This is a genomic window from Mesobacillus boroniphilus JCM 21738, from assembly GCF_000517385.1.
In the GTDB taxonomy this organism is placed as follows: domain Bacteria; phylum Bacillota; class Bacilli; order Bacillales; family Cytobacillaceae; genus Mesobacillus; species Mesobacillus boroniphilus.
This window is the reverse complement of the sequence record NZ_BAUW01000094.1, coordinates 1-13,883: the sequence shown is the minus strand read 5'-3', so window position 1 is coordinate 13,883 and position 13,883 is coordinate 1. Positions and strand designations below refer to the sequence as shown.

The window sequence follows — 13,883 nt, the reverse complement described above, 5'->3', positions numbered from 1 at the left end:
AGGGCTGAACGAGGCGCTTGCGCTTTTTGTTCTGGAGCATTTCAGGGTAACTTAAAAAGAAGTGATTTTAACAGAAATAGTGATAAAAATAAATAAATTAAGTTGTTCAGATTGCGGGATTGATAAGGATGTCGTATGATTAATAACATAATTATGCTTGTACATATAATCACAAACTCAAAAATGATTATTGTGGCAATTTTTGCTGTAAACTAACTGAAAAACGCCGTTTATTACCTGAAGGAGTGAAATAGATGAATATTACAATATATGATGTTGCACGGGAAGCAAACGTTTCAATGGCAACGGTTTCACGTGTTGTCAACGGAAACCCGAATGTAAAGCCAACTACAAGGAAGAAGGTCATGGAGGTCATTGACCGTCTTGGCTACCGCCCGAATGCTGTTGCCCGCGGACTTGCAAGCAAAAAGACGACGACTGTCGGAGTCATCATCCCCGATATCGCGAGCCCGTTTTTTGCTGAACTGGCAAGGGGAATTGAAGATATTGCCACGATGTACAAATACAATATTATCCTGAGTAACTCTGACCAGAACATTGAAAAAGAACTGCATTTGTTGAACACTATGCTTGGCAAACAAGTAGACGGGATTGTTTTCATGGGCGGCAATATTAAGGCCGAGCATGTTGAGGAATTCAAGAAGTCACCGGTACCAATCGTCCTTGCTGGTTCAATTGAGGAAACAGGAGGAATTCCATCAGTCAATATTGATTATGAGCAGGCAACATTCGATGCTGTTTCTACATTTGTTGAAAAAGGGCACAAGGAAATCGCATTCGTTATCGGACCGCAGCTTGAGCCAATCAACAAGGATAAGAAGCTTGAAGGATACAAGCGAGCATTAAAAGATGCTGGAATTCAGTATAATGAAGAGCTTGTTGTCGAAGGAGATTATACGTATGATTCAGGTCTCGAGGCTATTGAAAGAATCCTTGAGCTTGATACAAAGCAACAGCAATCCTTGTTGGATCGGATGAGATGGCACTTGGCGTAATCCATGGTGCATTTGACCGCGGTTACAGCGTGCCCGAAGATTTCGAGGTAATCGCTTCAGACAACACAAGACTTACCCTAATGGTCCGTCCGCAGCTTACAACAATTGTCCAGCCTCTATACGATATTGGAGCAGTTGCCATGCGCTTATTGACGAAATACATGAACAAAGAAAACGTCGATGAGAACATCGTCGTCCTGCCGCACAGAATTGAGAAGAGAAAATCTACGAAATAATTGAGAAGCCCCTTGCATTTTTTCTATGCAAGGGGCTTTTAACGACCACAAAATTTTGAAAGTAACTACCTAGATCTTAAAGATATCCTTATAGGAAGCAAATACCATGTATAAGGGTACAATTATTGCTTAAGGTTTACGAGAAAAGACTTAAAAAAATATACAAAAAACCGGGTCAAATGCTCCCGGTTTCAAACTACACAGTTTCAGATTTCTTATTTGAGCGGATTGGATACAAGGCTTTTTCAACTGTCTGTGCATTCTTTTCGGTGATTTCCGGTTTGCGCGGGATAGGCGGATATAAGTCTTCAGGATCGTCCCACTCTGGTGGTAATTCAACAGGTGCTTGATCCTTCCATTCCTCTAACCAATCCTGCGGCAAGCTGCCATAACAGTTTGGGTTTTCGATCATTTCAATCCAGATTAGTGACCAGCTCTTGGTACAACACGCCAAATATCGTAACCTCCGCCTCCAACGGCAATCCATTTGCCGCTGCAATATTTATGGGCAACTTCATGTGCCAGCTTTGGGATTTCCCGATAAATTTTCATCGTAGACGATAAATGGGTCAATGGGTCAAGATAATGAGCATCTGCCCCATTTTGCGTAAGAATCACGTCCGGTTTAAAGAACTCGGCAACTTCCATCAGTGCACTCCTATAGGCGTCTAACCACGATTCATCCTCTGTGAAGGCTTCGACAGGAATATTGAAAGAATATCCATAGCCCTTACCCTGGCCGCGCTCATTCACATTTCCTGTACCGGGGAATAAATAACGGCCTGTTTCATGAATCGATAGAGTGCATACATTAGGATCATCGTAAAAAGACCATTGAACGCCATCTCCATGGTGGGCATCGGTATCGACATATAGTACCCGGGCATTGTATTTTTCCTGAAGGTATTTGATCGCTACAGAACTGTCATTATAAATACAGAAGCCCGACGCTTTTCCTCGGAAGCCGTGATGCAGGCCGCCGCCAAGATGAAGGGCGTGCTCTGCTTTTCCGGTCATGACGTAATCAACTGCTGTTAGGGTGCCCCCAACAAGCAAAGCGCTCGCCTCATGCATATTTGCAAAAATTGGTGTATCTTCCGTTCCCAATCCATATCCTTCCGCAGATTCACCCTTAAGCTTTCCCTGGCCAGCAAGCTTAACAGCGTTTACAAAATTGGGGTCATGAACGAGGTGAAGTTCCTCATCCGTTGCCATCCGAGGCGCAACAATATGTTCCTCATCAATTGCGCCAATTTTACGCAGCAAATCCAGCGTAAGTTTCAACCGCATCTGGTTGAAAGGATGATGGCTGCTGAATCGATAATTCAGCAGCTCTTCGGAAAAGACGAATACAGAGCGATCGCTCATGATGAAACTCCCGGCAGGTTCGGCCAGAGTACGTGATGTCCTGCTTTTTTTAAGTCCTCGATCACAGCGATTGGATTCATCGTCTGGATTCTCACGACAAGGATTTTATAACGTTCATCTTTTGGGTCAGGGTATACCAGCACACTCTGAATATTGGCTTTCCTCACGCTGATAACAGATGCAATTTCACAAAGCATTCCTGCTTTGTTTGGTACTTTAACTTCAATTTGCGAGCCTGGCTGATGTGCGCCAGTAAGTTCAACGAGTGTATGGAGCAGGTCAGTTTCAGTGACGATACCAACCAGCTTTTTATCCTTGGTGATTGGCAGGCAGCTGATATTATGTTCATGAAAAATGGCCGAAATTTCCTCCACAAAATCCAGAGGGTGCCCAGTGATCACATTAGTCGTCATAATCGATTTGACTGGATTCTCGAGTTCACTCTTATGCTCATCCCAATGGAACACAGAAGGGGCGGCATCCTTGATGTCCCTGTCGGATACCAGTCCGATCACAATTTTGTCCTTATTTACAATTGGGATATGGCGAATCTTCTTATCCGCCATTAGCTTGATTGCATCCGCAATTGTATTTTCAGGAAAAAGTGTCGTGACATCCTTTTTCATAATTTCCTCGACGATCATGGTTCCTTCCTCCTTGAATGATGAGGTATCTATAATATCATCAATACATAAAACGGTTCATAAACCGCAGCTGGTCAAACTGCTGGATTGATTCCGGCGCAATTCTTTTGCCGATTCGCGCCATCAGACAGTTTGCCGGATGAGAGCTGATTTCCGGATCATCTGTTGCGTACCAGGTCAGTCCGCCCGCATTCATCATTTTTTCCATGACTTTGCGGTATTCCCAAACATTCAAGCCGGTACCCTTTAGGTCCCAATGCCAGTAGTATTCAGTCGTGATAATGATATAATCTTCCATCGCGTCATCCATCATTGAAACAATCAGCAAATTCTTGCCGACTGAGCAGCCGCGGAATTCAGGGATGACCTCGATTGCACCAAGTTCTATTAAATCTTTCATTTTTCCTTCTGACCATCTTTCCAGCGGGTCTGGATAAAGGTAAGTAACATAACCCACAATCATATGACCTGAGCGCGCTACGATGATACGTCCCTCTGGCAGACCGGCAATCTCAACCAATGCCTTTTGCTGCTGGGCAGGGGGACGGAAAGCCACTAGATTTTCATGAAATTCATAGCTTGCAAGTTTTTCAGGAGAAATCGGGCCTTCAATGATCAAACGGCCATGAGGAGTTTTCAATTCTTTTGCGTTATAAGTCTTTTTATGTTCCATTCAGTCACCACCCGTCAACAATTCAAACTAATTCTATTATACATAAAATCTAACAGATAAAAGCGCTTTCACAAAATTTTCTGTATTTAAATATGAAATTTCTTAAAAGAAAATCCCTAACATTATTGGATGATCCGGCATCAAGAAAATGCTGATTGCACTCATCATTCAACTCAATGAATTTTTTCTATTAATATTTTTAAAATTGAGAAAATCAATTTTTTATACTATAATGGATTTTAAATATAAAGCCAAGGGGGATGGATACATGAAAGTGGAAGCGCTACCAGTTACACAAGGGATCATAACTTAAAAAATTATCAAGAGCTTCATGGCCAATTTGATTGGAGCGAAGCGGAGAAAGAGTTTTCCTGGTCTGAAACAGGCAGGGTCAATATGGCATATGAAGCAATTGATCGCCATGCTGAAGGATTCAGGAAAAATAAAATTGCGCTTTATTATCAGGATGGGGTGCGCAAGGAAAAGTATACTTTTAAAGAAATGAAGGAGCTTTCCAATAAAGCTGGAAATATTTTTAAAACTTATGCTGATGTGGAAAAAGGGGATCGCGTGTTTATCTTCATGCCTCGTTCTCCAGAACTGTATTTTGCTGTTCTCGGGGCGGTCAAGCTAGGCGCGATTGTAGGCCCATTATTCGAAGCATTCATGGAAGGTGCGGTCCGTGACAGATTGCAGGACAGTGGGGCGAAGGTATTGGTAACGACGCCTGAGCTTCTTGAGCGAGTTTCTGTCGATGAGCTTCCTGATTTAAAACATATTCTTCTTGTTGGCGACAATATTGAGGAAAACAATAAGTATATTGATTTCAAACAAAAGTTAGCTGAAGCCAGCAAGAAGCTTGATATCGAGTGGGTTGACCGTGCAGATGGCCTGATTTTGCATTATACTTCCGGTTCGACTGGAAAACCTAAAGGCGTTCTCCATGTCCATAATGCGATGATCCAGCATTATCAGACAGCCAAATGGGTACTTGACCTTAAAGAAGAAGATGTCTACTGGTGCACAGCGGATCCCGGCTGGGTAACAGGAACTTCATACGGAATTTTTGGCCCATGGCTTGCAGGAACGTCCAATGTCATCATTGGCGGACGTTTCAATCCAGAGACATGGTATAAGATGATCGAAGAATACGGAGTGACTGTCTGGTACAGTGCCCCTACAGCTTTCAGGATGCTGATGGGAGCAGGCGATGAAGTAGTGAAGAAGTTCGACCTTAGCTGTCTTCGTCATATCCTGAGTGTCGGTGAGCCGCTGAACCCAGAAGTAGTCAGATGGGGAATGAAAGTGTTTAATCTGCGCATCCATGATACCTGGTGGATGACAGAGACGGGTGCCCAATTAATCTGTAACTATCCGAGCATGGAAATCAAGCCTGGATCAATGGGTAAACCAATCCCAGGCGTGAAGGCTGCGATTGTTGATGACCAGGGCAACGAATTGCTCCATACAGAATGGGCAATTTAGCAATCCAAAAAGGCTGGCCATCGATGATGCATACAATCTGGAACAACCCTCAGAAGTATGAGTCTTACTTCATGCCAGGTGGCTGGTACGTTTCCGGTGACTCAGCGTATATGGATGAAGATGGCTACTTCTGGTTCCAGGGACGTATTGATGATGTCATCATGACTTCAGGTGAGCGTGTCGGACCGTTTGAAGTAGAAAGCAAGCTGGTTGAACACCCTGCAGTTGCTGAAGCTGGTGTCATTGGCAAGCCAGATCCAGTCCGCGGCGAAATCATCAAAGCATTCATCGCATTGCGTGACGGTTATGAGCAGTCTGACGAATTAATCGAAGAAATCCGCCAATTCGTTAAAAGAGGCCTTGCTGCACATGCTGCACCTCGCGAAATTGAATTCCGCGATAAGCTGCCGAAAACACGAAGTGGTAAAATCATGCGACGTGTATTGAAAGCCTGGGAACTTGATCTCCCAACTGGTGATCTTTCTACAATGGAGGATTAATAGAATACAAGCAAAAAGAGCGTGGAACCGAGTTTCACGCTCTTTTATATATACGGAAAAAAAGAAACACCGCATTCAACAAGATGCGGTGTTTCTACTTATATTCTATTGCTAGTTTCCGTTACCGTTACCATCGCCGTTCCCATCTCCTTCACCTTCTCCATCACCATCTCCAGGAGGTGGAGGATCCTTTGGTTTAGGATCAGTTGGAGGCGGGTCTTTTGGTTTTGGATCGTCTGGCGGATCCTTCGGCTCTGGTTTTTGGCCAATTTCAATGATATTGGATGGTGCTGATTCTTTTCCAGCTATATCTACAGCAGTTACATAGAATGAGCCGTCCCCAGCATTGAAAACTAAATCTGCCCCTGCCTTGATGCTGCCGATTTTTTTCTTGTTGTTATATATTCGATAGCCGACAATATCATTTTCAGGATGCTTGCCCCAGGTGATTGTTTTTCCTGATAGCTTGATTCCCAGTGCTGCAGGAGGTTTGCCATTCTCACTTAGCTTATCATCCGCAACGAGGATTTTGTTCCATGCATCCTTTTTAGGGATAAGCTGCTGCGGGTCTCTGATTTTATGGCCGATGATGCTTTCCATATATTCGGGATTCAGGATCACACCAGTGTCCGTGAATTCAGCTGGTGTTGAATCAAGAGCGATATAGCGCTTGTCACCAACGGTTACGAATTTGTTTTCAACAAGGCTGTCATCAACCTTTGTTGGAGCATCCTTTGCAATAAAGTAATCTGATTCAACAAGACCTGCTTTAGAGCATGCACTTGAAGGAAGCAAGCCAGATACAGCACAGTATGATCGTTTGACAATTCCACCAGGCATTTTAAAGGGCTCTTCTGGGTCGACTAGCTGGGGTGCCACGTCATAAGCGTCGTTCATAAGGTCTGCCCAGACGTATTGGGTACGTTGGCTATATGAAAGTCCTTTATATCGTTTTTCCAGTGGTTTATTGTGGTCGTAGCCGAGCCAGACCCCGAAAGATACATTCGGATTAGTAGCAACAAACCAAGAATCAAAATAGTCATGGCCGGTTCCGGTTTTGCCCGCCCAGTCAGATCCGAATTTCAATCTGCCTTTTACAGCAGTTGCTGTTCCGCGGTTGATAACATCACGCATCATATCAATTGTGAGGTAAGCAGTCTGCGGACTGAAAACATCTACTGGTTCCGACTCATGCTGGAACACTACCTCGCCATTTTTGTCGACGATCTTCTCGATCATGTATGCATCAATGAATTTCCCGCCGTTTGCGAACGTGCCAAATGCGTTGGTATTCTCTTCTACAGTGACACCACCGGACAATGATCCGATTGATGTTGATAGGTTTTCATAGTCATCCTTATGCAGATTAGAGAATCCCATTTTATCCAGGAAAGTCGCTGGCTTCTGGTTGATGATATTCTTGTAGGCAAGAACAGCTGGGACATTATAAGATTTGGTCATAGCGTGTCTTGCGGATGTTAAACCGCTGTACCGCATATCATAGTTATTTGGCCAAGCCTTTCCAGCTCCATACAAAAACACCTGAACATCTGGCAGAACAGATCCAGGATGCAGTTTCCCGAGCTCCATTGCTGGCGCGTAAACAAGCAGTGGTTTCATAGTGGAACCATTTTGTCTCGGAGAATCGGTAGCGTGATTTCTTTGCTGTATGTCAAAGTCACGCCCGCCAACAAAACTGATCATTTTACCAGTCTTGTTCTCAATCAACACTGCACCAATTTCCACTTGTTCTGAAATCGTTATCGTCTTGCTTGGGTCATCTGGGTCAGGAACTTCCTGCGGTTTGTTGCTTCCATAATACGGATATTTGTTTGCTGTTTCCTGGTGTTTTTCATAAATCTCTTTATTGATGGTCGTATAAATCTTATATCCATTCTGTCGAAGGTCACGGTCTGCAAGTGCGTGATACTCAGCCTTCAATTCTTTATCTTTTTCGAAATCTTTAGCTTCATATCCATCTCGTTCAGCAAGAACTTCAGCAAGGATCTGGACTGAGCGTTTCTCAATTTCAAAAGTAAGGAACGGATATTCCTCAACGGTATTATCACTTGGTACTTCCTTTACAAAGTCCTTGGTAATATCGTAGCTGATCGCTTCCTTAAACTCTTCATCGGAAATGAAACCAGCGCCATGCATTCTTGTAACAACTGTCTTGTACCTGGAAAGGCCAGGTTCAAGTCCTTTTGGATCCTTCATCTTTCCTTGGTCACTGCTGAACGGCGTGTAACCGAACGGGCTCTGCGGAAGGCCGGCGATAAAGGCAGCCTGCGGAAGGGTCAAATTCTTAGCGTCTTTTCCAAAGATTCCTTTAGCTGCGGCCTGGACACCGGCAATGTTGCTGCCGTTCGCGTTTCGTCCAAAGGTAGCGACATTCAAATAGGCTTCAAGGATTTCCTTTTTATCAAAAAACTTCTCGAGGCGAAGGGCGAGCAGGATTTCTTTCGCCTTACGCTCGAAGGAAATTTCATTTGTCAGGATCTGGTTCTTGATGAGCTGCTGTGTCAGTGTACTTCCCCCAGAGGATGTCGCTGAGTTTGTGACTTCCTGGAAAAGTGCGCGCAAGATTGCTTTTGGAACAATGCCATCATGCTCGTAAAAGTACTCATCTTCTGTTGCGACTACTGCATTTACCAAATGCTTCGACATATCATCAAGCTTTACTTCCTCACGGTATAAATCCGTCCGGAGCTTGCCAAGATAAACATCGTTATCAAAATATAAATCTGATGTTTCTTCATAGTTGTAAATATCTTTCCTCATATTCTCATAAGATCGGATTTGTTCATCTTTGACAAGGGATGCGAAGTACCCGGCGCCTGTACCCGCGGCGAATCCACCAACGAGAACCAATACAATGATCAATAACAACAGCATGTTCCAGACAACCGAATAAGTAATCCGTGCTCCTTTTACGGTCTTTTTATTCGCAAAAAAAGCACCAAAGGATTTAAGCTTTTCTTTCCAAGCCTGTTTTCCTTCATGCATTCATATCAATCCCCCTAAAATCACATACATTATAGCATAAACAGGCTGTCGATAGATGTTAATGTGGATTTTTCTGAAAATTTATGTCGAATTTGACAACAAGTTATACTTTATGGTAAAAATGCTTTATTAACTTTATAGTGAAAAGCTGTGAAGGGAATTAGTAGTGCTTCTGTCAATGTTCCAGAAAGCCGGCGGCCGCTGTGAGCCGGTACAAACAGAAGGATGAATTACCTCCCCGAGCGCCGCAGTGAACTTATTTATCAGTAGCCGCGGACGGTTTAACCGTTATTTTATTGAGTGGAAGACACTTTTTATTTTGTTTTCAAGCCGGGTGGTACCGCGCATACAGCGCCCTTGCATTTATTGCAAGGGGCGTTTTTTATTTTCTGCGAAAATCCGGCTAAGAAATATATATCCGAATGGAGGAAAAATCGATGGATTTACTAAAAGATCTCGAATGGCGCAGGATTATTTACCAGCAAACAGATGAAGAGGGAATTAAGGATCTGCTTTCGAAGGAGAAAATCTCTCTTTACTGCGGTGTCGATCCAACTGCAGACAGCATGCATATCGGACACCTTCTTCCGTTCCTGACCCTGCGCCGTTTCCAAAATGCAGGGCATCGTCCGATTGTTCTTGTCGGAGGAGCAACTGGCTTGATTGGCGATCCAAGCGGCAAGAGTGAGGAACGTAAACTTCAGACACTTGAGCAAGTTCAGCTCAATGTTGAAGGTATCCAAAAGCAGCTCGGGAAAATTTTTGACGTTGAAGGCGAAAATGGAGCATGATGGTCAACAACTATGACTGGGCTGGCTCAATGGACGTTGTTACATTCCTGCGGGACTTTGGAAAGCATGTTGGCGTGAATTACATGCTGGCAAAGGATACAATCGCTTCAAGACTTGAAACAGGTATTTCATTTACAGAGTTCACATACACCATCCTGCAGGCGATGGACTTCTACCATTTATACGAAAAACATGACTGCAAATTGCAGATTGGCGGAAGCGACCAGTGGGGCAACATTACGACCGGTCTTGAATTGATCCGGAAAATGTCTGCGGAAGGCTCCAAAGCTTTTGGACTGACAATTCCGCTTGTCACGAAAGCAGACGGAACAAAATTCGGAAAGTCAGAAAGCGGTGCTGTATGGCTTGATCCGGAAAAAACGTCACCATACGAGTTCTACCAGTTCTGGATCAACACGGCTGATGCTGATGTTGTGAAATACTTGAAATTCTTTACTTTCTTAGAAAAAGAAGAAATCGAAGCGCTGGAAAGAGCGGTTGAGGAAGAGCCACATCTTCGCAAGGCTCAAAAAGCCCTTGCAGAAGAAATGACCCGCATGATCCACGGTGAAGAATCCCTTCAGCAGGCAAGCAGAATCTCAGCGGCACTCTTCAGCGGCGATATCAAAAACCTGAGCGCTGATGAAATCAAGCAAGGCTTCAAAGACGTTCCTTCTTTTACAGTAGAGGGGGAAGAAGAGCAAGGATTAGTCGACTTGCTGGTTGCAGCAAAAATCTCTCCATCCAAGCGCCAGGCGCGTGAGGATGTATCGAACGGTGCAGTCTCCCTGAATGGAGAGCGCATCACCGACACTGCATATGTCCTAAGCGATGCAGACAAGATCGACGGACAGTTCACTATCGTCCGCCGCGGCAAAAAGAAGTATTTTATGATTAAATACTAGAGCTCTTATCGCAAACCTTGTTGCTTCATGCGGAAAACAGTTAATATTAATGAAGAAAAACAGCCATCCTGGATATCAGGAGGCTGTTTTTAAGTTATTTTGGTTTTTATAATTCTTTTATTCGCAAAAATGGAAGGTTTATTCGCAAAATTTATGCTTTTATTCGCAAAAAAAGAAAGTTATTCGCAAAAATCAATAGTTTATTCGCAAATGGTGAATTTTTACACTCTTTCCGCACCAAAACAAAAACCCCACCAAAACGGCCGGGGTTCTATTAAGCACTCTATTAACGAGAGTAGAATTCAACGATAAGAGCATCGTTGATTTCAGCTGGAAGCAGAACGTTCAGGCATACGAGTGAAAGTTCCTTCTAGCTTGTCTGCATCGAAAGTCAAGAAGTCAGGTACGAAGTTGTTAACTTCGATTGCTTCTTTAACAACATCAAGGTTGCGTGACTTTTCACGAAGTGTGATTGTCTGGCCAGGAGCTACGCGGTAAGATGGGATATCTACGCGTGCGCCATCAACCATGATGTGGCCGTGGTTTACTAACTGGCGAGCTGCACGACGAGTGCGAGCAAGACCAAGACGGTAAACAACGTTGTCAAGGCGAGCTTCAAGAAGAATCATGAAGTTTTCACCGTGCTTACCAGGCATTTTGCCTGCTTTGTCGAACAAGTTACGGAACTGGCGCTCAGTAACTCCGTACATGTGGCGAAGCTTTTGCTTCTCTTGTAATTGCAATCCGTATTCGGAAAGCTTTTTACGCTGGTTAGGACCATGAGGACCTGGTGCGTAAGGGCGTTTTTCTAATTCTTTACCTGTACCGCTTAGTGAAATTCCAAGACGGCGGGATAATTTCCAGCTTGGGCCGGTATAACGAGCATGAATGACTCCTCCTTAGTTTTTATTTTGTAAAATAAAAACAGATTGTGATTGAACATTTATGGGTATTTTGTTTTCATGTACCTTCGCCCTAGCAGCAGCGGGTTACGAGATACACCATCAAACAAGGTTTGAGGAACAAAATACAAACATAATGTAGACCACATAGGCTGCGATATTTTACACAAAGAGTATTATATAATTTATGGTGCTATAAAGTCAAGGTTATATTTAAGTTAAAGTAATTTTTTAATATGTCAGCTAACCCTAAAAAGTTTGGTTTTTATATCATACTATTTTACTAGGTCTATGGTATAATGAATTGTAATTGTTATATTTTTCAAATATTTAGGATAGTACCTTGCCGCGTGATGAATCATTTTCGTTTACCCAGCTGCTGCCTGACCAAACAGCTACTTACAAATCGCTGTTAAGTGATTTTAAAACAGGTGATAAATATATGGAAGAATTATTGGAACGCGAGATTATATTAGAACTGAAAAGCAAATTTTTCGATTTGATCAGCAATGAAAGATTATCTTTTTCTCCTTCAGAGATTCTCTTACATATGACGGCTATATTAAAAGAACTTCTAAAAGCCGACGAGGTCGACTTTTACAGCTGTCAGGAATGGAAACAAGGAATGTTACTGGAGGCTACAACACGCTTATCGACAAATGACGGAGTGATTAGTACTTTTCCTGAGTGTCTGGTAAGTGAATTGGCTGAGAAACCTTATTCTTTCATTAAATATCCGGAAGCAATGCCCCAGCATGAACTGTTGCTAGTTTTAAAAGTTAATGAAAAACTGAAGGGCCTGTTCGGCTTCCAAATGAGCAGTGACACTCTAAACCAATTGTCAGACCGCTTTTTCAATAAGCTATCCCATGAATGCAATGTGTTCATTGAGAAAGTGCGAAGCCTGGCGGAAACAATGGAGGAAGAAAAAAGGTATAAGCAATTATTCAGGGTAACGAAAAAATTCCATTCGACGATGGATATGGATGCCGTGCTCGGTGAAATCATTTCCACACTAAGGGAAGTATATCCTTCTTTCACCTATTATCTGCTGTTGTCTCATGACCATAAGGGGTATGGCGGGTTGCCGGTTAAAGACCTTGAATACGATAGCGATAACCTAACCGCGATGCAGTCATATGTAAGCGGGCAGATCCAGTTTGAGGACTCTGCCACAGAAAAAAATTCAATCATGTACGCGCCTCTAAAAGGAAAACAAGGTGTTTACGGAGTTTTGCAGGTGATTGCCCCGAACTCACTTGTTTTCCCGCAAAATGAAGTCGAGTTCATCAAGCTGCTCGCCAACACCGCGGGCAGTGCGCTGGAAAACGCTAAGCTATATGAGCAATCCAGGAAATTGATTGCTGATTTGCAGTTGATCAATGAAACTTCACATCAATTGAATACAAGCTTGCGCCTGGCAGATACGATGAAGTTTATCTGCGGCCAAATCATCAAATCCTTTAATGCCCAGGAAGTCGGTTTCATCATGCTTGATGAAGACCATGATGATTACTCTGTCCTTCAAGGCAGCACAAGCTTTTTCTTTTCAAAGGATGCTTCCAGATATATATTGAGGATCGCCAAACGAATCAAGCAGGATATGGAACCATTATTTATCGGAGATATCACATCTGATAGTGAAGACTCTTCCTTACACTTCCACTCGATTATGGGTGTCCCGATGATCCAGAGCGGAGAATTGAAGGGTTTTGCACTTGTCATGCATGAGGAGCCGTATCACTTTGCGTTTGATACATTCAAGCTGCTCCAGTCTCTAATCCACCATTCTACTTTGGCTTTTACCAATTCGATGCTGCGTGAAGAGTTGGAAAGAATGGTTGTGACGGATCATTTGACGAAGCTGTATTCTCGAGGGTATTTGGATGACAAAATGAATCTTTCCATGCTTGAAGATCAGCAGGGGGCCTTTATTTTGATTGATGTCGATAATTTTAAAAGTGTTAATGATCAGTATGGCCATCAGGTTGGAGACGAGGTACTCATCCAGCTTGCCCGCCATATTGCCAAGAATATCCGCGGAACTGACATCGGTGCAAGATGGGGCGGGGAGGAACTGGCGATTTATCTTCCAGGAGCACCTCTCGAGACTGGAGTCATGATTGCGAACAGACTGGTAGATAAAGTTGAAAAACATACGAACTAATGTCACGGTTTCTTGCGGGGTATCCACATGGATTAAGGGACAGGAAGACACGATCAAGACCGTGTTCAAAAGGGCGGACCAGGCTCTTTATATAGCAAAAGGCTCAGGGAAAAATAAAGTAGTCGTGCAGAATGAAGAACAATCTACTTTAAAAAGCACTCAATCTTGAGTGCTTTTTCTTTTATCTTAT

General features: G+C 43.3%; 3 protein-coding genes, 6 pseudogenes and 1 other annotated feature. Of the genes and pseudogenes, 4 read left to right on the top strand and 5 right to left on the bottom strand.

Going from position 1 to position 13,883, the window contains the following annotated elements; translation table 11 throughout:
* Positions 1-254: 254 nt before the first annotated feature.
* Positions 255-1,252: pseudogene (gene ccpA / locus JCM21738_RS18280) on the top strand (catabolite control protein A).
* A 196-nt stretch (positions 1,253-1,448) separates the two neighbouring features.
* Here the strand turns inward: ccpA and JCM21738_RS18275 are convergent.
* The 3 genes and pseudogenes from JCM21738_RS18275 to JCM21738_RS18265 all read right to left on the bottom strand — a co-directional run bounded on the left by JCM21738_RS18275 (position 1,449) and on the right by JCM21738_RS18265 (position 3,937).
* Positions 1,449-2,620, bottom strand: a pseudogene (locus JCM21738_RS18275) (acetoin utilization protein AcuC).
* Positions 2,617-3,264 (bottom strand): acetoin utilization AcuB family protein, encoded by a 648-nt coding sequence (locus JCM21738_RS18270; protein WP_023626960.1) that lies wholly within the window; start codon positions 3,262-3,264, stop codon positions 2,617-2,619. The pseudogene JCM21738_RS18275 and the gene JCM21738_RS18270 overlap by 4 nt, the downstream one beginning before the upstream one ends.
* 40 nt (positions 3,265-3,304) lie before the next feature.
* Positions 3,305-3,937 (bottom strand): GNAT family N-acetyltransferase, encoded by a 633-nt coding sequence (locus JCM21738_RS18265; protein ID WP_023626961.1) that lies wholly within the window; start codon positions 3,935-3,937, stop codon positions 3,305-3,307.
* 268 nt (positions 3,938-4,205) lie between these two features.
* Between JCM21738_RS18265 and acsA the strand changes: the two are divergent.
* Positions 4,206-5,922, top strand: a pseudogene (gene acsA, locus JCM21738_RS18260) (acetate--CoA ligase).
* A 111-nt stretch (positions 5,923-6,033) separates the two neighbouring features.
* Here acsA and JCM21738_RS18255 read toward each other — a convergent pair.
* Positions 6,034-8,928, bottom strand: coding sequence for a transglycosylase domain-containing protein (locus JCM21738_RS18255; RefSeq protein ID WP_023626963.1), 2,895 nt, complete (start codon positions 8,926-8,928; stop codon positions 6,034-6,036).
* A 141-nt stretch (positions 8,929-9,069) separates the two neighbouring features.
* Positions 9,070-9,290: a binding site (T-box leader), on the top strand.
* 75 nt (positions 9,291-9,365) lie between these two features.
* Between JCM21738_RS18255 and tyrS the strand changes: the two are divergent.
* Positions 9,366-10,624, top strand: a pseudogene (gene tyrS, locus JCM21738_RS18250) (tyrosine--tRNA ligase).
* 286 nt (positions 10,625-10,910) lie between these two features.
* Here the strand turns inward: tyrS and rpsD are convergent.
* Positions 10,911-11,514, bottom strand: a pseudogene (gene rpsD, locus JCM21738_RS18245) (30S ribosomal protein S4).
* A 454-nt stretch (positions 11,515-11,968) separates the two neighbouring features.
* Here rpsD and JCM21738_RS27515 point away from each other — a divergent pair.
* Positions 11,969-13,862 (top strand): annotated as a pseudogene (locus JCM21738_RS27515) (sensor domain-containing diguanylate cyclase).
* Positions 13,863-13,883 lie beyond the last annotated feature (21 nt).

Excerpts from the sequence above, each read along its gene's own strand:
- JCM21738_RS18265 (WP_023626961.1), bottom strand. The coding sequence starts at position 3,937 with ATGGAACATAAAAAGACTTATAACGCAAAAGAATTGAAAACTCCTCAT.
- JCM21738_RS18270 (WP_023626960.1), bottom strand. The coding sequence starts at position 3,264 with ATGATCGTCGAGGAAATTATGAAAAAGGATGTCACGACACTTTTTCCT.
- JCM21738_RS18255 (WP_023626963.1), bottom strand. The coding sequence starts at position 8,928 with ATGCATGAAGGAAAACAGGCTTGGAAAGAAAAGCTTAAATCCTTTGGT.